The organism is Mesorhizobium sp. M0217 (genome assembly GCF_040321955.1).
In the GTDB taxonomy this organism is placed as follows: domain Bacteria; phylum Pseudomonadota; class Alphaproteobacteria; order Rhizobiales; family Rhizobiaceae; genus Mesorhizobium.
The window spans coordinates 1-19,432 of sequence record NZ_JAMYSN010000050.1 but is presented as its reverse complement, the minus strand read 5'-3'; the positions used below and the strand labels follow the sequence as shown (position 1 = coordinate 19,432).

The 19,432-nt window shown below is 58.7% G+C and carries 20 protein-coding genes and 3 pseudogenes; 14 read left to right on the top strand and 9 right to left on the bottom strand.

The window, feature by feature from the left end; translation table 11 throughout:
- The first annotated feature begins 172 nt into the window (after nucleotides 1-172).
- Nucleotides 173-397 carry a Y4oE-related protein gene (locus NKJ18_RS33120; RefSeq protein WP_084013115.1) on the top strand — a complete coding sequence of 75 codons (225 nt, stop codon included), beginning with the start codon at nucleotides 173-175 and terminating at the stop codon, nucleotides 395-397.
- A 581-nt stretch (nucleotides 398-978) separates the two neighbouring features.
- On the opposite strand, the gene NKJ18_RS32450 is transcribed toward NKJ18_RS33120, so the two are convergent.
- Nucleotides 979-1,191 carry a hypothetical protein gene (locus NKJ18_RS32450; RefSeq protein ID WP_023690461.1) on the bottom strand — a complete coding sequence of 71 codons (213 nt, stop codon included), beginning with the start codon at nucleotides 1,189-1,191 and terminating at the stop codon, nucleotides 979-981.
- 132 nt (nucleotides 1,192-1,323) lie between these two features.
- A complete protein-coding gene (locus NKJ18_RS32445) occupies nucleotides 1,324-1,482 on the bottom strand; it encodes a hypothetical protein (protein WP_245265714.1) in 159 nt (52 codons plus the stop codon).
- 414 nt (nucleotides 1,483-1,896) lie between these two features.
- Between NKJ18_RS32445 and NKJ18_RS32440 the strand changes: the two genes are divergently transcribed.
- The 3 genes from NKJ18_RS32440 to NKJ18_RS32430 all read left to right on the top strand — a co-directional run bounded on the left by NKJ18_RS32440 (nucleotide 1,897) and on the right by NKJ18_RS32430 (nucleotide 3,521).
- Nucleotides 1,897-2,601, top strand: a complete 705-nt coding sequence (locus NKJ18_RS32440; protein WP_352761533.1) for a class I SAM-dependent methyltransferase — start codon at nucleotides 1,897-1,899, stop codon at nucleotides 2,599-2,601.
- A gap of 517 nt (nucleotides 2,602-3,118) precedes the next feature.
- Nucleotides 3,119-3,343 (top strand): hypothetical protein, encoded by a 225-nt coding sequence (locus NKJ18_RS32435; protein ID WP_023670653.1) that lies wholly within the window; start codon nucleotides 3,119-3,121, stop codon nucleotides 3,341-3,343.
- Complete coding sequence (locus NKJ18_RS32430) at nucleotides 3,333-3,521, top strand: hypothetical protein (RefSeq protein ID WP_031243249.1); 189 nt, start codon at nucleotides 3,333-3,335, stop codon at nucleotides 3,519-3,521. Before NKJ18_RS32435 ends, NKJ18_RS32430 begins: the two co-directional genes overlap by 11 nt.
- A gap of 437 nt (nucleotides 3,522-3,958) precedes the next feature.
- Here the strand turns inward: NKJ18_RS32430 and NKJ18_RS32425 are convergent.
- A pseudogene (locus NKJ18_RS32425) lies at nucleotides 3,959-4,180 on the bottom strand (LysR substrate-binding domain-containing protein); the annotation flags it as partial.
- Nucleotides 4,181-4,254: 74 nt separating this feature from the next.
- Nucleotides 4,255-4,422: pseudogene (locus NKJ18_RS33115) on the bottom strand (LysR substrate-binding domain-containing protein); the annotation flags it as partial.
- Between the two features lie 137 nt (nucleotides 4,423-4,559).
- Here NKJ18_RS33115 and NKJ18_RS32415 point away from each other — a divergent pair.
- The 3 genes from NKJ18_RS32415 to NKJ18_RS32410 all read left to right on the top strand — a co-directional run bounded on the left by NKJ18_RS32415 (nucleotide 4,560) and on the right by NKJ18_RS32410 (nucleotide 6,446).
- Complete coding sequence (locus NKJ18_RS32415) at nucleotides 4,560-5,096, top strand: VOC family protein (protein ID WP_050588805.1); 537 nt, start codon at nucleotides 4,560-4,562, stop codon at nucleotides 5,094-5,096.
- 648 nt (nucleotides 5,097-5,744) lie between these two features.
- On the top strand, nucleotides 5,745-5,948 hold the full coding sequence (locus NKJ18_RS33110; RefSeq protein WP_502906197.1) for an exopolysaccharide production repressor protein: 204 nt from the start codon (nucleotides 5,745-5,747) through the stop codon (nucleotides 5,946-5,948).
- Nucleotides 5,949-6,143: 195 nt separating this feature from the next.
- The gene (locus NKJ18_RS32410; protein ID WP_023670645.1) at nucleotides 6,144-6,446 is read left to right on the top strand and encodes a DUF1330 domain-containing protein; all 303 of its coding nucleotides are present in this window, start codon (nucleotides 6,144-6,146) and stop codon (nucleotides 6,444-6,446) included.
- A gap of 58 nt (nucleotides 6,447-6,504) precedes the next feature.
- Here NKJ18_RS32410 and NKJ18_RS32405 read toward each other — a convergent pair whose 3' ends face one another.
- On the bottom strand, nucleotides 6,505-6,591 hold the full coding sequence (locus NKJ18_RS32405; protein WP_348524486.1) for a hypothetical protein: 87 nt from the start codon (nucleotides 6,589-6,591) through the stop codon (nucleotides 6,505-6,507).
- A gap of 678 nt (nucleotides 6,592-7,269) precedes the next feature.
- Between NKJ18_RS32405 and NKJ18_RS32400 the strand changes: the two genes are divergently transcribed.
- Complete coding sequence (locus tag NKJ18_RS32400) at nucleotides 7,270-7,569, top strand: hypothetical protein (protein ID WP_156932429.1); 300 nt, start codon at nucleotides 7,270-7,272, stop codon at nucleotides 7,567-7,569.
- 698 nt (nucleotides 7,570-8,267) lie between these two features.
- On the opposite strand, the gene NKJ18_RS32395 is transcribed toward NKJ18_RS32400, so the two are convergent.
- The 3 genes from NKJ18_RS32395 to NKJ18_RS32385 form a co-directional block, all read right to left on the bottom strand.
- Nucleotides 8,268-8,981: a hypothetical protein gene (locus tag NKJ18_RS32395; protein ID WP_023748225.1), complete on the bottom strand. Its 714-nt coding sequence runs from the start codon at nucleotides 8,979-8,981 to the stop codon at nucleotides 8,268-8,270.
- A gap of 1,121 nt (nucleotides 8,982-10,102) precedes the next feature.
- Nucleotides 10,103-11,059 carry an FAD-binding oxidoreductase gene (locus tag NKJ18_RS32390; protein ID WP_198027084.1) on the bottom strand — a complete coding sequence of 319 codons (957 nt, stop codon included), beginning with the start codon at nucleotides 11,057-11,059 and terminating at the stop codon, nucleotides 10,103-10,105.
- A gap of 210 nt (nucleotides 11,060-11,269) precedes the next feature.
- The gene (locus NKJ18_RS32385) at nucleotides 11,270-12,127 is read right to left on the bottom strand and encodes a LysR family transcriptional regulator (RefSeq protein WP_023690450.1); all 858 of its coding nucleotides are present in this window, start codon (nucleotides 12,125-12,127) and stop codon (nucleotides 11,270-11,272) included.
- A 129-nt stretch (nucleotides 12,128-12,256) separates the two neighbouring features.
- On the opposite strand from NKJ18_RS32385, the gene NKJ18_RS32380 reads away from it, so the two are divergent.
- The 6 genes from NKJ18_RS32380 to NKJ18_RS32355 all read left to right on the top strand — a co-directional run bounded on the left by NKJ18_RS32380 (nucleotide 12,257) and on the right by NKJ18_RS32355 (nucleotide 19,068).
- A complete protein-coding gene (locus NKJ18_RS32380; protein ID WP_031201701.1) occupies nucleotides 12,257-13,339 on the top strand; it encodes an amidohydrolase family protein in 1,083 nt (360 codons plus the stop codon).
- Between the two features lie 11 nt (nucleotides 13,340-13,350).
- Complete coding sequence (locus tag NKJ18_RS32375) at nucleotides 13,351-13,704, top strand: Rieske (2Fe-2S) protein (protein WP_352676570.1); 354 nt, start codon at nucleotides 13,351-13,353, stop codon at nucleotides 13,702-13,704.
- Nucleotides 13,705-15,432, top strand: coding sequence for an ABC transporter substrate-binding protein (locus tag NKJ18_RS32370; protein ID WP_352713669.1), 1,728 nt, complete (start codon nucleotides 13,705-13,707; stop codon nucleotides 15,430-15,432).
- An 87-nt stretch (nucleotides 15,433-15,519) separates the two neighbouring features.
- Nucleotides 15,520-16,566 carry an ABC transporter permease gene (locus NKJ18_RS32365; protein ID WP_352713672.1) on the top strand — a complete coding sequence of 349 codons (1,047 nt, stop codon included), beginning with the start codon at nucleotides 15,520-15,522 and terminating at the stop codon, nucleotides 16,564-16,566.
- Nucleotides 16,563-17,447, top strand: coding sequence for an ABC transporter permease (locus tag NKJ18_RS32360; protein WP_352713675.1), 885 nt, complete (start codon nucleotides 16,563-16,565; stop codon nucleotides 17,445-17,447). The genes NKJ18_RS32365 and NKJ18_RS32360 overlap by 4 nt, the downstream gene beginning before the upstream one ends.
- Nucleotides 17,437-19,068 carry an ABC transporter ATP-binding protein gene (locus NKJ18_RS32355; RefSeq protein ID WP_352713678.1) on the top strand — a complete coding sequence of 544 codons (1,632 nt, stop codon included), beginning with the start codon at nucleotides 17,437-17,439 and terminating at the stop codon, nucleotides 19,066-19,068. Before NKJ18_RS32360 ends, NKJ18_RS32355 begins: the two co-directional genes overlap by 11 nt.
- A 149-nt stretch (nucleotides 19,069-19,217) precedes the next feature.
- Here NKJ18_RS32355 and NKJ18_RS32350 read toward each other — a convergent pair.
- Nucleotides 19,218-19,432, bottom strand: a pseudogene (locus NKJ18_RS32350) (hypothetical protein); the annotation flags it as partial.

Below are 19,432 nucleotides of genomic sequence, written 5' to 3'. Positions count from 1 at the left end.
TCGTGGCGCGCCTTAGGCGGCTCAAAGCAAACCAAATCCGGGTGAACGCGTTGGATGCCATATGTATTAGAAACCACGAATAGATAAACGAATGTGTAAAAAACCCATTCCGATTCGATGAAGTCCGACCTGCCAGACGAAATAGGTGCGCTGCAATTCCTCCTCGCCTCGCATGTACCGAGATCAGGCCGCTCAATCTGCGGTCGATCTCTACGGGTTGGAAGCGGCGACCGCCGTGGCGCAGTGCGCTTTGGAGGCTCATTTCGACGGTCGACCAGATGACTATCGCTTTTGGTGCGATGTCTTTCACCAACTGAGAAGAGCAACTGAAGGAACTTTTGCCGCGAAATCGTGTTCGTTCGAGCATGACCAGAATAGCCGACCTTGGACCGCCTAAGCCCGGCAAGCCACACCAACCGCAGGACGGGCACGATCGATTTCACCCATGCCCGATCTGCGGCCAGCAGGTCGACAAGCGCGACTTCCGCCAGGTCATGTGGCACGAGCAACCAGATCATGAGCCGCTGGAGCTCGATCAGTGAGGCAGGAACAACTGGGCCGCCAGCCAGAAGCCGACGGCCATCAAAGACAAAACAACGAGTGCGACGAGGAACAGCCTCATCGCCGGTTCCTACCACGCGTCAGAACAAAACCCGCCGACCGAAGCCAGCGGGCTTTTGTTGCAGGGCCGTGGTTTGCTTAGGATGTGGATCGCGGTTCAACACTGGGTGCCAATTGCGCAGTCACTGCGCTCAGACGCCCACGTTTGGTCAGTACTGGCTTGCTGTATTCTTTCTTCATGCAGTCCCTCCAGTGGAAATTTGAGGCAAAGCGCATTTACAGCCAAAGGTTGTCAATCAGCCCGCGCCTTGTCAATTCAAAAGGTGCCCGCCGCCCTTGCGTCCGGCGGACGAGAGACGTCACACCGCAAGCATCTCACCAGCCATGGAATCGTCCAACACCGTCCAGGTACTGAGGTTACCTAGCCGCAGGAGGGTCCTGAAGCCGCACAACCTTGTCGAGATGTAGCCGTATCCGCTGGCCTTCAGCGAAGGACAGCGCAAACGATTCCAGGCCGAATGAGCGTGTAATTTCCTGGTCGGTCTCTATGATGCGGACGACCCATTCGCCACTGGCTCCGACCACTTCCACGCGAGGCGTGGCCTTGCGAATTGACACCACGTTGCTCATCACATCCTCCCTACGAAACGCAATGGCAAGTCGATTTAAGACCGTCGTAGTCGGTAGATCAATAACAAATGCTTGCTCGGATCGGACGAACCATCCTGGATGGGCATACAACGGGGGCTAATGCCACTTCAGTCAGGCGAACCCTCCGGGGAACCTCCCTTGAGATAGCCTCTGCTTCAGGTCGTTGGCATTCAGGATGGCCGCCAGCTCTTCGGCATACTCCATGTCGGGAAGGTCGACAGATGGGTGGCCCGCTACAATAGCCGGCAGCCCGGTGAACACGTCGAACACCGTCCACGTCCCATCCGGTTCCCGCCTTACGCCGTACCGCAGAGTTGCCATGAGGGGATGCTAATGGAAGCCGCGAATATATGGTACAAAAAATGCGAGCGGGCGATCGGACAACGGGCACGCCTTGCAGAAGTTTTGCCGCTACGACGGGTTCGGTCGGGCACGGCCAGAATAGCCAACCTCGGACCGCCCATCCCCGGCAAGCCACATGACCTGACTGGGAAGAGCATTTCTATGCGCGCCCCATTTGCGCGCAAAAGGTAGACCGTCGCGACTTCCGCCAGGTGATGTGGCACGAGCAACCGGACCACCAGCCGCTGGAATGCGACGCCTAAGAGCGCAGCACAACCCAACTGGTCATCGCTATCGAAGCAGCGTTTGCGGGGCGGCCGCTTCTAGGCGCATGGTGGCTAGATGACCCGAATATGGGTGGGATCGGATGGCGCCACGATTTATAGCGAAACCACTGTCCTGGCCGACCGAACCGGCGGCTGGCTGGTCCGGGCCGGAATGAACCGGGGCAATGCCCGGCTCAACGGCTACGCTCTCGATCAAGTGCACCTGGTCCCGGTAGATCGTGCCGTGGAGGTCGGTTTCGGCGGCGCAGTTTTACTGCCGCAACTTATCCGTGAGGCAGCATTCGTTTGCGGTGTTGACCGCTCGCAGGATGTCGTGAACGCTGCCTCCCACCGGTTCGCCGATGCAGTGCGCGTCGGACGAGCCGAGTTCCGAACCGGGCTAGTCGAGGACTTGCCCTTGCCGGATAGCACATTCGACAAGGCTCTCAGCGTCCACACAGTGTACTTCTGGCAAAGCCTTAGAGCTGGATCCGCAGAGCTCCATCGCGTCCTCAAACCAGGCGGTCGCGTCGTGCTTGGCTTCCTCCCGAAGGCACATATGGACCGGATGAACATGCCGGCCGATATTTTTACACCTCGCGAGCCGGATGAGGTCATTGCTGCCTTGCGAGAGGCAGGGTTCAGCGACCCTGAAGTGCGGAGACCGAGCACGGAAACCGCATGGCTCGTTGTGACAGGCACGCGAAGACAAGTTTCGGCGCCTGGAAGCGGAAAAGCCCGCCGCCGAAGCCAACTGGCTTTGTTGCAGGGGTTTGCCTAGGCTCCTCTGGGTTCAACACTGGGTGCCAATTGCGCCGTCACTGCGCTGAGACGCCCACGTTTGGTCAGTACTGGCTTGCTGTATTCTTTCTTCACTGAAGTCCCTCTCTAGCGAATTTCGGCAAAGCGCCTTGGGCCTAAAGGTTCTCACTCATCGGTGCAGGTTGATGGCGTGCACACAGCCGTTACGGCCGAGAGCTTCTCGCGCTTCTCTAGTTCCGGCTTCTGATAAGGCTTCTTCATGCAGGGTTCCCCACGTTTGTCCCTCAATGCGAAAATGCGGTGCGCCGACCACGATTGTCAACCGGAAACACTGAAGTAGCGGCCGAGCGACGCCAGGGGCCGGCACGCGCGGTCAGGGCGGGCGTGCGCAGCGTGGATGCTGCAATTGCCTGGCCGGTTGCCATGGCCTGCTAACGAGCGCACACTGCTGCGGTCGCCTCGAAAAATCAAAAACAAACAGGCACGAGGCGCTTGGGAGCGATCATCAGGCTTTCGCCCGACCAGGGAGAAGGCCCATGCCCACACCGGCACAGAGCCGGCTCATGTATTTTATGGGCCAACTCGTTCACAACGAGAGCATCGTTTCCAAGCAGGATATTATCGTCGGCTTACTGGATCACGAAGGCAGTCCGACGGCCGACGCCGACGAATTGCTGGCGAACTTGCATCGATCACTGCAACAGGCCCGACAGAGCTTGCACGAGGCGCAAGAGATCTATGGAGTCAGAAATGCGGAGTAGCGAAAAAACAAAACTCGCATACACAGCCGCAGAGTTCGCCGAAAAACACGGTTTGACCGTGAAGGCAGCCGAAATCATCCTGTCCGTGAACGGCTCCTCACGTGTCGCTTGCGATGCAGCAGCACGCGCATTCAAAGAAGCGGTTGCGCACCGAGAACACAGCAATGACGGCGAATGAGGCCCGCGCCTGCTTCCGAGGCTGCGCGGGCCGACCATGACGAGTGGAGAGGACATCTTGGTCACCGGCAGGAATCGCTGAAGAACGAGCCGGGTGTGACCGAACAGCCTCAGAGCGAGGTTGTTCCCGACTGACGCAAAAAAGCCCGCCAGCGTGAGCCGGCGGGCCAAGTAATGCGTCGCTGTCCAAATGAACGCGTTAGGTGTCTTCAGATGGATTTTGGTCGAGAAGCCGCCGCGCGTCAGGCGCAACAATCGGGCGCCGATTGAACGCCCTGCGGACGCAGGAACGCCTTCGTCTCGCGGGCGCTCCGCGTAAGCAAATCTTCGCCGCCGAGAAGCTCAATCGTCTCGGCCCAACCGTCGTCTGCAAGCAATTCATGTGTCATCCCAGTTAGAATCCCACCGGATTCCGCAGGGCAATACCTATCTTATCGCCTATGCCCTTTTGCCCCTACCGTGGGCGAGATAGCCTGGAAGAAAGCTGATGCCCAATCCCATCGCCACGAGCGCCCTCACCGTTAGCAGATCATCGCAGGCGAGGCCCCCTGTCAGGTCAACACCGATCTTCCGGTCGCCCGCCAGCATCGGCAGCGGTCGCGCCCATGCCTTGCTGAGGGCGATGAGATCGTGATGTTCGAGTTGCTCCAGTGAGACGTGCCCCGGCGGTCGAGGTAGGCCTGGGAAGCAAACAGTCCTGAAGGACCCGTCACGAAAGCGCGTGAGATCAGGCTGGAATCGCGCAACGGGCCGACGCGCACGGCGAGGTCGATGCCGTCGGCGACGAGATCGGCAACGCGGTCGGTGACGACGAGATCAAAGGCAACCGCCGGATAAGCCTTACGGAACGCTGCAATAACAGGCGGTAGAAGCGTCTGCGCGATATCCACTGACGCCGTCAGCCGAACATATCTCGTCGATGCGCATTCCCGGATTATGCAGAAAACGGGATGCTCATTCCAGTCATCTCATATTTTCCGGGCAATGCATTTGCGCGATGATTTCGCTTGTGGAAATCGCCAGCAGGGGAGCGGAGGCCATGAACGATCAATCGATCAATCCCAATGACGCCGCCAGCGTCGTCGAAAAATATGCCATCAACCCGCGCGTTCGGGTCGGTCACGTCCATCTCAACGTGGCCGACATCGAGCGATCGCTAGCCTTTTATTGCGGTGCCCTCGGGTTCGGCGTCACCATGTCGCTAAGCGAGGAGGCTGCCTTTCTCGCGGCGGGCGGATATCACCATCATCTGGCGCTCACTAACTGGAAAAGCCGCGGCGGCGCCGCGCCCCCGATTGGCACGACGGGCCTACACCATGTCGCCTTTCTCTATCCGACACGGGCGGCGTTGGCGGCTGCGCTGCGCCGCCTGCGAGCAGCAGGGGTGACGCTCACCGGCGCGAATGACCATGGCGGCTCGGAGGCGATCTATGTGCGCGATCCCCGGCAACGGGTAGAACTCTATTGGGATCGCCCGGAAGCGGAATGGCCGCGCAACCCGGACGGCGCGCTGAAACTGGTCAGCAATCCGCTCGACGTGGACAATCTCGCCCGCGAGGGGGCATCAGACTGCTAAGCCGGCCACCGCCATGGCGGGCTGCGTTCGGAGGACTGCTGCGACAGTGCTAGCCATTCACCGAGCCACGGAGCCGGTTGGCTGCGAGCGGAGGGCAACCGTTCGGCTGGCGGGCTTCGCCACCCCAGGTATCAAAGTGTACGCTTCGAGAAGACCGTCGGCAAACTCAAGCGCTTAAAATGCATCGCAATACCCTGCGGGAAGAGAAGCGAAGCTTCGCATCCGAGCTTATAGGACTTGACCGGCGGCTAGCCAGACGGCTCCCGCGCGGCTGAGACGGCCCTGTCCCGTTCCTTTGGATGAACTGCGCCTTGTGGCCGGTGATGTTCTCGATCGCCTTCAAAAGGGGTCGATGGACCTCACAGAGCTTGGCATGCTCGCTGTGGTACGCACAGCGACCCGAATATGCTCTTGTGCAGCGCTTCGGCTGCCGCCAGGAAGCGCTCGATTTCAGCCCGGGAAAGCTGTTCGGAAGGTTTGGTTCTGGCCATTGGTGCTTGCGCAATTACTAATTTAGTGAAATCTTACGTTCTTCTGGGGAGTAGACGTGAGACCGGTCGGTCCAGCTATGGGGCGGCATTGAACATGATGTTTTTTCCGGGATTGCTGATTGGGATGTTTGCCACGTCGACCGTGGTAGCGACCTAGATTTACCTAGCAACCGATTCGTTCTGGAAGTCCCTTGCATGGACCTTGCTGATTTTTATCATCTTTCAGGTTGCATATTTCCTATTTTCACTCGCGCTTTTCGACAAGCTTTGGTTGAAAAGAACCGAAGAAATACCGAACCCTGCCGAGCCTACCTGTCGAGACGGCGGTGTCTCATCTGAAGGGCGCTCGATGACGCTTTGAGGGAGACCGCCAGACACGAGAGCATGCGATCATGCTAATCTTTGCGAACCATGCGAAAGAAGGAAAGCCGTGGCAGCGCCAACAATCATCGAAAAGCGCGCTGGCGCTGGATGTCGCCACGGAGATCGTCGTTAGGGTGCGGACCGACGACGCCGAAGCCGAGGAGGGCGAGCTAGGTCTAAGGAGGAAACACAGATGGCTGCCTATCTGATAGCGGATGTAGACGTAAAAGACGCTGCTTTGTTCGAGGAATATCGGCGGGACGTTCCCGCTACCGAAGAGCGGTACGGTGGGCGGTACCTGGGCCGCGGTGGCGCCACCAAGGTTTTGGAAGGTGATTGGGATCCACACCGACTGGTCATTGTCGAATTCCCCGACATGGCGTCATTGATGGGCTGGTATAATTCGCCGGAATACGCCCGGCTGATCGAGATCCGCAAACGTTCCGCTAACACCAGGATCATCGCTTTAGAAGGGATTGCAACGCCTGCGGCGTGACCCATAAGCGCGGCCAGCGGACCCGACGACAGTTGGCGTCCTCAGCGTCATTTCTTCCTCACGGCGAGATGCCGTCGGCAGGGATCAGGCAGCGTTTGGACATGAAGGCGTCGCGGAACGCGGGTGCTGTATTGATGCCCTCCATCCTCGCGTTGTCTTCGCACAGGCCGTCAAGGACGCCCTCAGCCAGAGCCATAAAGTCCCGCGCGCTTCCGTACCACGGCGAACGGCCGTCCAGGACATCTCTGGCAATTCTGCGGTGCAGACGAGCGAATTGATCAAACCGCCCGCCTCCTTATAGCCATTCATGAAATGCGCAAAGCGCGCTGACTGACGCCAACGGAAGGGACGCGGCATTTGCGAGAAGTCGCCTTCCAGGGAGCGTCGCTCCCATTCCTTCAACTCGTCAGGTGTCTCGTGACCGCCGTGTTATCCCGATCATGCGAAGACGTTCGCTCCGGTGCGGGACGACTTCAAGTCCTTTTCAAGGGTGTTGGGAGGTTGGCCCACGGCTGAAGGGCTGCACAACCAAGGGGCACGATCAGCTTCTGCACCTTCAGACACATCGTGATAACCTGTCGGCCATGAAATCGGAGGCTTGAGAGAAACGTGGGCGGGCCCCAGGAGACTAATTTCTGCCCATGGGAAGGCGATGTCCGCGCTAGCCGGAATGTCAGCTACCGAAGATCCGCCGCGTGAAGGCTGCCAGTCCGCTAACGGCCGCCCCAAAGCTGCCGGTCAAGACAAGGTCGCGTTGGAACCGATCCTTCGCATCCCCCGTTATCGAATGGAAGGGACATTACTTGCCATTAGGAGATGAAGAATGAAACGGCTTCTTTTTGCCACTGCCATGATGGCTCTTTCCAGCGGGCTTGCGTTGGCGGGGACGACAGGGACAACAGGGACGACGTCGAGTGGCTCCTCCACTACCACAACGATGCCGACGACAGATAACAACACGGATTCGACCACAACGAAGTCGATCAATTCGAACTCAGCGAAGGACTGTGCGCCGGGCCAGCAGAGTGGCAGTGCCAAGCAGGCCGCTCCTGGTCAACAGGATGACACCAGTGCCAAGTCCGCAGCCCCTGGACAGATGAAAACGACTGCCGAAGGTTGCTAATTGTGGCGGGAGGGGCCGGTTTGCACCGGCCGGAATGGATGCCTCCCGCTGCCGACCGGCGGCAACGGACCGGCCCGCGCCCTTCGATCAGCGCGGGCCCTTTTTCTGAAAGCACCTCCCTTAATCGTCCAAGGAGCCTGCAGCCTTTTCTTGGGCAAGCCGGAATGCATAGTTGGTTGCGGATGTGATTGTTGAATAGCGGCCCTTGGTGAAGGCAGATTTGAACGCGACAAACGCCTGAAGCGGCACGTCCAGGAAATCGTATTGCTTCCCCCCTCGCTCAAAACCAGACCGAGAGAACCCTGGTCCGGGTCAATAGTCGAACTCATCGAGGTCGACGGCATGGTGCGTTTCAAGAAACCAGCGTGAGCCGCGGCCAGCCGGGTATGGACCGCCCTACAGGCTGAGCTGTATTCGAAGATGTGGCCGGGCGTAGAATGACGTCGCCTTCCGCCGCTTCGCGCGCCGCCCTGATCGGAGTTTTCGCGTTGACGGTGTGGGTGGCCGTCACGGCATCGGCTGCGATCTCCTCAACACGGTATTTCGGCACTTTTGTTCCTCCGCGTCGGTAGCGACTCCGCTTGTTTAGGGTCGCCCTCAAAGAGGAGAATAAGGTGGCAAGCTCGTCGTCGCCCTGCCGCCGGGGGTGTGACCCGGCGGCTTGGACGTTCGGCTAGGATCGCTCGGCTGTGACCGCCTTACGGCGTTGCCCCGGGAGTCTGCTTGGCAGCCATCTCGTCGATCTTCTCGGCAAGCACGCCGTTGGCCCATTCGGTGACCTTGGCGTCGACCGGCTTGTTGGCCATATCGGCGAGCGCGTCATCCAGCGATGGGACGGCGGCAGCAGCATCGGCCGCCGCTATATTGGCGGCATCGAGCGCCGCCTGCGCTGCATCGATCTGCTCCTGGGTCGGGACTTGGTCGGCCGGAGTATTCGGGTCGTTCAATTTGGCGTTCAACGCGTCGACTTCGGCTTGGGCGGCATCCACCGCGGCTTGGGCGCCCTTGGCGGCCGCCGACGCTGTCACATAAGCCTGAATGCCGGCGAATTTCTTGCTCTTGGAGTTCATATATGCGTTGATGTTGCGCTGCAGCGAGTTCAGCCGGCCAAGCTTGGCGTGAATGTTCTTGTCCTTAGGCGTCGCGGCGACCTCAATGTCGTCGACGGCGACCTGGTCTTCGCCCGAGGCCTTCTTTCCGGCGTGAGCCGATGCCGACTTGCCGTGCGAAGCGCTGTTGCCGGACTTGCCGCCACCGTTGCCCTGACCACCGCCATTACCGTGACCACCGCCATTGCCGTGACCACCGCCATTGCCGTGACCACCACCGTTTCCACCCGCGCCAGCGAAAGCAGGAGCGGTCACTAGCGCAAGCGCGGCAAGCGCTGCCAAAAGGGTTTTTCGGGATGTCATGGTACCTCCTCAGGCGAATAGCCACCTCGCCGATTCGTTATAGAGCGGCTTATAAAAGTTTCCTAATTCGACTGAATGAACTTTAGATAAATGCTTGTTGCAATGAGCGACTGACGACTGCGAAGCGCTTTGTAACCCTCTGAAATCTAGCAAAAAATTCGGAGTCGCAGACCGTATCGGCCTTTTGCGCGACTGAAGTCCCATACCGATCGGACCTTGGTCCGGCGATGCACAACCGCGGAATGCTTGCGGCATTTCGGAGTATGGCGTCACCGTGTGGCTGTGACTGCGCATTGGTAGACAACTCGCCGGGCGAAGACCCCAACTACCTCGAGCCCGGCGAGCCTTACACCTGATCAGAGTACGCGATCACGACCGGGGATCAGCCGGCGAAAGATGTGGGTGCAATATGGGTGCCAAACTATTCGTCCCAAATTGGGACCATGCTGCGGCCTGCAAGCTGCGCTTAGGTCTCATAAAAGGCTTAGGCGTTCGCATCGGAAATGGCGATAGCTGGTTAGATCGCTTCCTTCCTCCGTTTGTACGATTTGTTGGCATTGGCAGTCCTGCGCATATTGTTTGCCGGACGGCGCTGAGTCTCACCGGTCGAGCCCAGCGGCCCGCCAGCGGCAAAGTGTCCCCCCGCGACAAGGTCTGCTGGGCCGTCCTAGCGCCGATCTGCTCCGGCAATGGCCGCGTGAATGCCCGCTCGGCTCCAGCAACAGCTTCATCCTTGGTTGCGACGGTTCCGCGCGCGCCGCCGTCATCGAGCGTATCTTACTCGCCTAACCCGGATCGTGCCGCGTCCGCTTTCCGGGACGCACGGATCTATGCTCAATACCTAATGTCAGGCGCGTACCTGAATTGGTCCTCGAGCCGAGATAGCGCGTTAGTCCATACCCGACATTGCGATGTCCAGAAATCGACCGTTTCGCGAACAGCGATGACTACTCGGAGCTGCTATCTCGTTTGCGCCACGAACTGTCCCCTGCCCTCAATGCTTCCAACGTCTCATTTGGGGGCCGATAACGGACTGACAGCTTCGAGCGTCGAGCCGTTGGGTTAGACCCTGACGCCGATGCGTGCGCCGACGGAATGTTCCAACAGTCAACAACGCCGAGCTAAGCGTCGAGCAAAACCGTCCCTCGCGGGCGGCTGCAACATGCCAGGACATAGCCGGCAGATTTCTCTTTAGCATTCAGTCCGCCTAAATCGTCCATGGTAACCTCGCCGGATAGTTTGGCTATTCGGCACGTTCCGCAAACGCCCTGCTGGCAGGCGGTTGGGATGTAGATGCCACAGTTCCGCGCCGCGTCCAGCAGGGTCTCTCCGGGCGCGCAGCGATGCTCCACACCCGAGCGGACAAAACGGACCGAAGACGAAATCGCCAAGCCCAATTCCGACCGAGAACCATTGCTGCCTCCGAAACTCTCCTCGTGATACTGCGCCGGCGGGAAGCCTATTGCATCAAGGCAGGCGCGTGCCGTCTTCATGTACCCTTCGGGCCCACAGGCAAAAACAGTGCGCTTGTGAAGATCGGGAACCAGGCTCAGCAGCATCCGACCATCAATTCGGCCGGTTGAACCCGTCCAAGCGGGACCTCCCTGGCCGCAAACCAAAGTCACTTGAACATTGGGAAAGCGAGCGGCAAGTGCTTCCAGTTCCGCTCGGAAGATGATGTCGCCTGGGGTTTTCGCGCTGTGAATGAAGCGGATCTCCCTGTCGTCTGCGCGGTCTGTAAGCGCACGCAGCATTGACATGGTCGGAGTCACGCCGCTCCCGCCCGAAAGGAAAACAGGTTTCTCCGACGGCAATTTATCCAGATTGAACGAACCGAGCGGCCCTTCGATCTCGATCTCGCTGCCCGGCGTCAAATGGTCATGGATCCAGTTGGAAGTGAGCCCGCCCTGCGTTCGCTTCACGGTGATCTGAAGATCAAGCGGTCGCGTCGGCGGTGACGATACCGAGTAGGCGCGCGTTATTGTGGCGCCGTTGATCCTGAGGTGCACGAGAACATACTGGCCCGCGCTGAAGCAGAACATCCGACCAGCGGCAGATGTGAGAACAAATGTTTTCACATCGTGCGTCTCGTCTATCACGCGACGGCAGAGCACTATATCTCGCGTCTTTTGTGCCCATCGCCGCTGACGCATGGTGGGCACGACATCTGAGGCTTGGATGGAGGCGTATGCATTCATCGTGCGGCTCGGCGTTAGGTCGAGCGAACATGCCAGTTCTTACCCCGCTGAACAGCAATATTATCCCAGCGTTATGATCGGGAATATCGATTAAACCTCCAGCGACATAACAGCGAGATGGAGAGCACGGATGCCTTTGCGAATGATCGGTTCGTGTTTGCGGCGTGCCAGTATCGCCGTATGGACTGGCTGGTGCAAGGTCGGCGCTCCTTCGACCAGGAACGATGGAATCTCACCGGTAAACCTGCGCGCATCATCGCTGCGCATGTAGCAAGTGCCGCCCGTTCGCCGGAGCATGATCTCCGCCAGAGCTTCCGATCCGGTCGAAAGTCGGCAGATCGCCAATTGAGCCAGCATCTCTGCGTGCGTTTTCTCCAGCACGACGGTGTAGCCTGGGCGGATGTAGGTGTCGGGATCGACGTCCGACAGGTTTCTGGCGGCAGTCGAAACCATTAAATATTCCTCGACCATCAGGTGCTCGTATGCGATCTCAGGCAAGTAGCGGGGGGCATAAAGCACCGCGATATCCAGGTTTCCCATGCTGAGGTCGCTGACCATCTGGTTCGAATAATCCGACTCGACATGGATTGAGGACTTCGGAAGTGCTTGGCACAGGGTTTCGACCCACCCGGGCAGGACTGAGCGGGTCATGCCCACTTGGGCGGCAACGCGCAAGGTGCCTTCGAAACGGTTGAAGGCCCGGACATCGTGGCGAGCCTGCGACCAAGTGGATACCAGAGATCTTGCGTAGGCTTCGAACCGGCGCCCTGCGGCAGTCGGCTCTGCCCCGGCGCGTCCGCGTTGGAACAGTTCAGATCCGATTGCGCTCTCCAGGTTCTTGATGCGGGTGCTGATTGTCGATTGGGTTAAGCCCAACCGATCTGCGGTGCGATTGAAATTTCTCGATTCGATGATGTCGAGAAAGGTTTCGATGTGATCAAGCTGCATGGAAATCCCGATCGAAAAATTCGATCATGTTCCTGCCTACCATAAGCTTGATCAAACAATACTCAAGGGGGAAGCTGCACCAGATCATCGGCCGGCGCACCGCCGGGACGGGCCACGGAGCGGAACAAAGTGTTCATAGTTGATTGCGACTGTCACAATTACTGGTCAAGCGCCACCGTGTTGACGCCATACCTTTCCGGCTTGTGGAAAGACATGTTCACCGAGGGCGAGAAAACAGGTCCAGTCGGCGCATTTCCGCATGGCCATCGCCCCTGGTTTCATCCGCAGGACTTCTCCCGCAAGGACGTCCGTCCGAAGACGGAAGCCGACAATTATCTCATCATGAAAGAGAAGCACCTCGACAAGTACAAAGTCGACGTGGCGATCCTCACCGGCGATGAGCCGATCGAGGCGTCGACCCTCGCCAATCCTTACTATGCCAGCGCCCTGGTCAGCGCCTACAATGACTATCAGATCAACCAATGGCTGCCGAAAGACGATCGTTTCATGGGTTCGATCATCATCGCACCACAGGATCCGAAGCTCGCTGCCGCCGAGATACGCCGTCTGGGCAGTTATCCGCGTATGGTCCAGGTTCTCGCTTCCCAAGGGTCCGTCAAGCCGTATGGAGACCCGTTCTACCATCCGATCTACGAAGCTTGCGCTGAAGTAGGGTTGCCGTTCGCCATACATCTGGGCGGGCATGGCGGCGTGAATTCAACTGCCATTGCGCCTGCGCCCACGACATTCTTCTGGGAAACGCATGCCATTTTGCACATGTCCGCGATGTCGCACGTGGCAAGCATGATCGCCCATGGCGTCTTCGAGAAGTGGCCGGACCTCTACTTCGTGATCATCGAGTGCGGTGTCGCCTGGGTTCCGTCGGTCCTGTGGCGCCTGGATGCCGACTACAAAGCGCTGCGCAAAGAGACGCCATGGCTGAAGATGCTGCCCTCGGAATATTGCCGGCGCAACATCCGCTTTTCCACGCAGCCGCTGGAGCAGCCTGCAAACATCCAACATCTCTGGTCCACGCTCGAAGCGATGGACGGGGAAAACACGCTGATGTTTGCGTCGGACTATCCGCACTGGGATTACGACGATGCCAACACGCTGCAAATCCCTCCTGCGTGGAAAAGCAAGATCATGGGACTGAACGCGCTGGAAGTCTACAAACGCATCCCCCGTGCGCAAGCCGCGAATGCCGCCTGAGGAAGCATACGATGCCCGAGAAAACATATATCTGCCGCGTCGACGAGATCGAAACAGGATCTCCGTTTATCGCCAAGATCCGCAGCCTTTCGGTCGGGATTTTCCGCATCGGAAATTCATTCCACGCGCTGCTGAATGTCTGTCCGCACCGCGGCGCTCCACTTTGCGAGGGACCGCAATGCGGGACAACCGCGCCAGTTGAACAAGCGCAATTCATCTATCATCGCGACAACGAGATCGTCCGATGCGCCTGGCATGGCTGGGAATTCGACATCAAGTCAGGTGAAGCCTTGGTCGATCCGTCCATTCGCGCTCGCACATTTCCAGTCACCGTCGAAGCCGGCAGCATCTATGTGACGGCCTGATTGGCCCAAAAGCCGATTGGGATGGAAAAATTCGAAGAAAGATGGCCGAAACCAACTAGCAGATTTGTTCGCAGGTGCTTGAAGAAAATAACGCGGAGAACTCCGCAATGGGAGAGTCAAATGTCAGAATCTGAATACAAGCTTGGTATCGCGCAAAGCCTGATCGGTGGCGGCAAAGTCTCCCGCCGCGACTTCATTCATCTTGGGCTGGCTGCGGGGCTGACCGTCGCCGCCGCCGACACGCTCTTCGTCGCCACGGCGCGTGCCGAACCGATGCACGGCGGCTTCGCCAAGCTCGGCATGGCTCACGGCGCGACGACGGATTCAATCGATCCGGCCGGCTACCCCGATACGTTCACACAAACCGCGTTCTCGGGCTCGATGTCCAACAGCCTCACCGAGGTCGACGCGAAAGGCAACGTCCAACCGGACCTGGCCGAGAGCTTTGAATCGTCGGATGGGGCCAAAACCTGGACCTTCAAGCTTCGCAAGGGCGCAACTTTCCACAACGGCAAGAATGTGACCGCGGACGACGTCGTGGCTTCGCTGCGCTATCATATGGGCGAGGAAACCAAATCGGCGGCGAAGCCGCTGCTGGAGCCCGTCGCAAGCATCAAGGCGGATGGCCCGGAAACGGTGGTCTTCACGCTCACGAGCGGCAACGCCGACTTCCCCTACATTATGAGTGACTACCATCTTGTCATCATGCCGGCCAAGGACGGCAAAGCGGATTGGGGGTCGGGCGTTCGCACCGGTGCTTTCGTGCTTGAGAATTTCCAGCCCGGAGTTTCGGCAAAACTCAAGCGCAATCCGAACTACTTCAAAAACGGCAAACCCTATCTCGACGAGGTGGAGTTCATCGCAATCACCGATCTCGCCGCTCGGATGGCCGCGCTATCGACAGGGGAGGTGGACTATATCGGCCGCGCCGACCTCAAGACCCTCGGCATGTTGAAACGCAATCCCAAGGTGGAGATCGTCGAGGTCACCGGCTATGGCCATTATACCTTGCCGATGAATGTCACGGTGGCGCCGTTCGACAATCCAGACGTCCGAATGGCTTTGAAATCGGCGATCAACCGTCAGGAGATTGTCGACAAGATCTTTCTCGGCCACGCCACTGTCGCCAACGACAACCCGATCGCGCCAGCGATCAAATTCGCTACGAATCCGCAGCCGCAACACAGTTTTGATCCTGAAAAAGCCAAACACTATCTGAAAAAGGCCGGAATGGAGAACCTGAAGGTGGATCTCTCGGTCGCCGATGCCGCTTTTGCAGGCGCGGTGGATGCGGCTTCGCTTATTCGCGAGACGGCAGCCCAGTGCGGCATCGACGTCAATGTCGTGCGCGAGGCCGAGGACGCTTATTGGGACAATGTCTGGCTCAAGAAACCCTGGTGCGCTTCCTATTGGAGCGGTCGGGCCACTGCCGACTGGATGTTCACGCAAGCCTTCGCCGCCGACTCCAGCTGGAATGAGTCGTTCTGGAAAAATCCCCATTTCAACGAATTGCTTGTTAAGGCGCGGGCCGAGACGGACGAGGCCAAGCGAGCGGCGATGTACGCCGAGATGCAGCAACTAACTCACGACGATGGCGGCAGCATCGTGTTGGTCTTCAACAATTTCGTCAGCGCCCAATCCAAAAAGCTCGCACATGGCGAAGTGGCGCCCAACTGGGAGAACGATGGACTGAAAATGGCCGAACGCTGGTGGATCGCCACGGCATGAGATGGCGGGCCGGAGCCGCGATGGTTGTGAGGCTCCGGTCGGCTGCTCCGAGTGCAGGGTTTGCCGCCCAAAGGAAACGCCACTCACATGAACCCCGTCGCAAGAACGGTTCTGCAGCGACTTGGCCTCGGCCTTGTCACGTTGTTCATCGTGTCCATCATCATCTTCTCTGCGATCGCGATGCTTCCGGGCGACTTCGCCAAGGCCACGCTCGGGCAGTCGGCGACGCCCGAAACGGTCGCCGCCTTTCAGCGGGAAATCGGCATCGATCGTCCGCCTGTCGAGCGCTACTTCGTTTGGGTCGCGCAAATGCTCCATGGCGATTTCGGCTCTTCGTTTGCGAGCCGCACCGGATATCGGCGAACCGTGGCCGAGATCATCGCTCCGCGCCTCTACAATACGATGTTCCTTGCAGCGGTGACCGCGCTGATAGCGGTTCCGCTGGCGCTCGGGCTTGGCATTCTCGCCGCGCTGTATCGCAACGGCTGGTTCGACCGGCTGGTGAATGCAGTGACGCTCACAACCATTTCGTTCCCGGAGTTTTTCGTCGCCTATATGCTCGCCTACCTTGTGATCTCGCGCGACACGTTCATCGGATCCGATTTCGCTCAATCCCTGCCCCATTGGCTCAGTATCTCACTGAACTGGGCGCTCAATGCGTTTCCCAAATTTCCGACATTGTCGAATGTGAACGATCAGACGCCATTTCGGGAGCACCTCTGGAAAGTGGCGCTGCCGGCAATCACCCTTACGCTTGTAATCGTGGCCCACATGATGCGCATGACCCGAGCAGCCATCATCAACATGCTGGCAAGCCCCTACATCGATATGGCGCGCCTCAAGGGAATGTCCCCGATGGTGATCGTGCTGAGGCATGCCCTGCCCAATGCCTGGGCTCCCATCGTCACTGTGGTAGCCTTCAATATGGCATATCTCATCGTCGGAGTGGTCGTGGTCGAGGTCGTGTACGTCTATCCCGGGATCGGCCAGCTGATGGTTGATGCGGTAAAATCCAGGGATGTTCCGGTTGTCCAGGCCTGTGCCCTCATTTTCGCCGCGACCTATATCCTTCTCAACCTGCTGGCCGACATTATTTCCATTGCCACCAACCCCAGGCTCTTGCACCCGCGATGAGCAGATCCCAATCTATCGCGGCGGTTCAGAGGCTGAGGCGCTCGCGTGCCAGCCGGGCGAAAACAGCGCTGAAGAAGGCACCGCTCAGTGCATGGTTCGGCATCGTGGTGATCGTTGGCTACGTCCTTGTTGCGGTCTTCGCGCACTGGATAGCCCCATATGGCGAGACGCAGGTCTTCAGCGAAGCCTTCGCGCCGTGGAGCCAGGAATTCAAATTGGGAACCGACCAGCTCGGCCGCGACATGCTCACTCGCTTGATCTACGGTGCGCGCAACACCATCGCTATCGCGGTCGCGACTACATTGCTCTCCTTCGCGGTAGGCGTGTCGCTCGGCCTCCTTGCCGCATTGTATAGGGGGTGGCTCGACCAGATCTTGTCGCGTGCGGTGGACGTGCTGATGTCGATCCCGAGTCTGATCTTTGCGCTGGTGCTTCTGTCGATCTTCGGCTCGTCGATCACCAGCCTGATTGTTATCATTGCGCTTCTCGATTCCACCCGTGTCTTTCGGCTTTCTCGCGCCGTTGGGCTTAACGTGGCCGTAATGGAATATGTCGAGGTGGCGCGATTGCGCGGCGAGGGACCGAGATGGATCATCGCCAAGGAAATTCTTCCCAATGTTATGCCTCCACTGGTCGCCGAGTTCGGCTTGCGATTCTGCTTCGTGTTCCTGACAGTCGCGGCGCTGTCGTTCCTCGGAGTCGGTATTCAGCCGCCGACGGCCGATTGGGGATCAATGGTGCGCGAGAACGCAACCCTGATCACTTACGGCGATGTCACGCCGCTGCTTCCGGCCGGCGCGATAGCTCTTCTTACCGTATCCGTAAACTTCGTTGTGGACTGGTTCCTGCACGCAACAAGCGGGTTGCGGGATGAAAAGTAGCGGTCCAGGCTCACGCGAAAAAGGAAAGGATCTACTGCAAATCCGCAATCTGCATGTGGAGGGATCCTCGGACGAACAGTGGCATCCCATCGTCCGCGGGATCGATCTTACGCTGAAGCGGGGGGAGGTTCTTGGCCTAATCGGCGAGTCAGGCGCCGGCAAGTCCACCATTGGCCTTGCCGCAATGGGCTATGCCAAACCGGGCTGCCGGATCACACAGGGCTCGGTTCTGTTCGACGGGATTGATCTCCTGGCAGTCAATGAAAAGGGGCGCCGTCGTCTCCGGGGCTCCCGCATTGCCTATGTCGCGCAAAGCGCGGCGGCCTCCTTCAATCCGGCACATCGACTTTTGGAACAAACCGTCGAAACCGCGGTGGCGCATGGAATCGTCAGCCGGGAAGAGGCGAACCGGAGCGCCGTGGATCTTTATCGACGTCTTCAGCTCCCAGAACCCGAGAGCATAGGCTTTCGCTATCCTCATCAGGTCTCAGGCGGGCAGTTGCAACGGGCCATGACAGCGATGGCAATGGCTTGTCGACCGGACCTCATAATATTCGACGAACCAACAACGGCGCTCGATGTGACCACGCAGGTTGAAGTCCTTGCCTCCATTCGCAACATCGTTGAGGAATTCAGTACTGCTGCAATCTACGTAACGCATGATCTGGCGGTGGTGGCGCAAATGGCGGATCGCATCATGGTTCTGCGACACGGAGTTACCGTGGAGGTGGCTGACACACGCCAGATGCTGGCCTCGCCCAGCCAGGAATATACGAGGACGCTCTGGGCAGTCCGCAAGCTCGCCAAGCCCGAAGTTCCAGCCGATGACTATCTCTTGACGATAGACAACGTCACCGCGGCTTATGCCGGAGGGGTCAAGGTGCTCCAGGATGTCTCCATCAAGGTTCCGCGCGGAAGAACAGTCGCTGTGGTCGGCGAATCCGGTTCTGGGAAATCGACGCTCGCTCGAGTCGTTACCGGACTCTTGCCGCCAAGTTCGGGTTCGATTTCTTTCGCAGGCCAACTCCTTTCCAAGAGCCTGAAGGCGCGGCCCAAGGAGGTTCTGCGTCGCGTCCAGATGATTTATCAAATGCCCGACAACGCCCTTAATCCCCGCCAAACGGTCGAAGAAGTCCTAGATCGGCCACTCGAATTCTACCTCGGCCTCAAAGGCGCGCAGAGAGATCGCCGGATAAGCGAACTTATGCACATGGTCGAGATGAGCGAGGATTTTCTGGAACGTCTACCTGGCGAGCTATCAGGTGGCCAAAAACAACGCGTCTGCATTGCGCGGGCATTGGCTGCCGAACCGGAGCTTATCATCTGCGACGAGATCACATCCGCGCTCGACCAAATTGTGCAGGAGGAGATCCTCAAGCTTCTGATGCGCCTACAGCGTGAACTCGGGATGAGCTACATCTTCATTACCCATGACATTGCCACGGTGCGCGCGATAGCAGACGAGATTGTCGTCATGCACGGCGGCAAAGTCGTCGAGCAGGGATTGAAGAGCGTGGTTCTCACACCTCCGCATGCCGCTTACACCGAACGGCTTTTGTCCTCTGTTCCCGAAATGGATCCTGACTGGCTGACAAGATTGCTGGCCAGTCGGAAAATCTGACAGGTTGCAAGGTGGTCAGGAATCAAGTCCCCGTCCGCCCATCTTCCACGTGCTTTGAAGGGCATGATCGAGCTCCACGCGCAGCGATCAGCGCGACCATTATCACGCTTTCTGGAGAGGCCGGCTATCGTTGATCCAGGATCATCAAGCTAGGTTTGGCGCTGAGACGTATCGGAAATTCGTTCGCGCAAGGCATGCTCGGTCTTGTCTGCTGTGGACTTCACGATCTCGCCGATCTGATCGGCCATCGTGTCTGCTTCCATATGTTCCCGGCCAGCTTCCTGCTTGATGGTCTCATAGGCGTCGGCGGCGACCTGCTTGGCCTCATCGAGGCCCCTGTCGAGCAAAGTTTCGGCGGAATCGC

Bases quoted from the DNA above. Each gene is read 5' to 3' on its own strand.
- NKJ18_RS33120 (WP_084013115.1), top strand. From the start codon at position 173: ATGTACCGAGATCAGGCCGCTCAATCTGCGGTCGATCTCTACGGGTTG.
- NKJ18_RS32450 (WP_023690461.1), bottom strand. From the start codon at position 1,191: ATGAGCAACGTGGTGTCAATTCGCAAGGCCACGCCTCGCGTGGAAGTG.
- NKJ18_RS32440 (WP_352761533.1), top strand. From the start codon at position 1,897: ATGACCCGAATATGGGTGGGATCGGATGGCGCCACGATTTATAGCGAA.
- NKJ18_RS32435 (WP_023670653.1), top strand. From the start codon at position 3,119: ATGCCCACACCGGCACAGAGCCGGCTCATGTATTTTATGGGCCAACTC.
- NKJ18_RS32430 (WP_031243249.1), top strand. From the start codon at position 3,333: ATGCGGAGTAGCGAAAAAACAAAACTCGCATACACAGCCGCAGAGTTC.
- NKJ18_RS32415 (WP_050588805.1), top strand. From the start codon at position 4,560: ATGAACGATCAATCGATCAATCCCAATGACGCCGCCAGCGTCGTCGAA.
- NKJ18_RS32410 (WP_023670645.1), top strand. From the start codon at position 6,144: ATGGCTGCCTATCTGATAGCGGATGTAGACGTAAAAGACGCTGCTTTG.
- NKJ18_RS32405 (WP_348524486.1), bottom strand. From the start codon at position 6,591: ATGGAGGGCATCAATACAGCACCCGCGTTCCGCGACGCCTTCATGTCC.
- NKJ18_RS32400 (WP_156932429.1), top strand. From the start codon at position 7,270: ATGAAACGGCTTCTTTTTGCCACTGCCATGATGGCTCTTTCCAGCGGG.
- NKJ18_RS32395 (WP_023748225.1), bottom strand. From the start codon at position 8,981: ATGACATCCCGAAAAACCCTTTTGGCAGCGCTTGCCGCGCTTGCGCTA.
- NKJ18_RS32385 (WP_023690450.1), bottom strand. From the start codon at position 12,127: ATGCAGCTTGATCACATCGAAACCTTTCTCGACATCATCGAATCGAGA.
- NKJ18_RS32375 (WP_352676570.1), top strand. From the start codon at position 13,351: ATGCCCGAGAAAACATATATCTGCCGCGTCGACGAGATCGAAACAGGA.
- NKJ18_RS32365 (WP_352713672.1), top strand. From the start codon at position 15,520: ATGAACCCCGTCGCAAGAACGGTTCTGCAGCGACTTGGCCTCGGCCTT.
- NKJ18_RS32360 (WP_352713675.1), top strand. From the start codon at position 16,563: ATGAGCAGATCCCAATCTATCGCGGCGGTTCAGAGGCTGAGGCGCTCG.
- NKJ18_RS32355 (WP_352713678.1), top strand. From the start codon at position 17,437: ATGAAAAGTAGCGGTCCAGGCTCACGCGAAAAAGGAAAGGATCTACTG.